This window comes from Rothia mucilaginosa, from assembly GCF_964211445.1.
Lineage (GTDB): Bacteria > Actinomycetota > Actinomycetes > Actinomycetales > Micrococcaceae > Rothia > Rothia mucilaginosa_E.
This window is the reverse complement of record NZ_CAXOQT010000083.1, coordinates 1-315: the sequence shown is the minus strand read 5'-3', so window position 1 is coordinate 315 and position 315 is coordinate 1. Positions and strand designations below refer to the sequence as shown.

The 315-nt window shown below is 65.1% G+C and carries 1 pseudogene; it reads right to left on the bottom strand.

What is annotated here, in order from left to right:
• Positions 1–315: pseudogene (locus AB8E48_RS09035) on the bottom strand (DedA family protein); the annotation flags it as partial.

Below are 315 nucleotides of genomic sequence, written 5' to 3'. Positions count from 1 at the left end.
CGGCTCCAGCCCGAGCGCGGCAAGAATTGCGAAGCCGATGGTGGTGTAGATGCACGCCCACATGAAGGTGCCGACCAGCATCGCGGGCACCCAACGGCGCAGCGGCATTTTCGTGAAGCCGGTCGTGATGATGACCGCGGTTTGCAGACCCACGGTGAGAAAGCAGAGGGGCACGGCAATAACGCCCCATCGGTTGATGAAGGCGCGCGCCTTGCGGTAGAGCGGGCTATCCATGGCTTTGCGGATGCGGTCGAGGCGGGCGCCCCCTTCAGCAGCGAGCGCGCCAAGGGCGTACACGATGCTGGTGCGGACGAT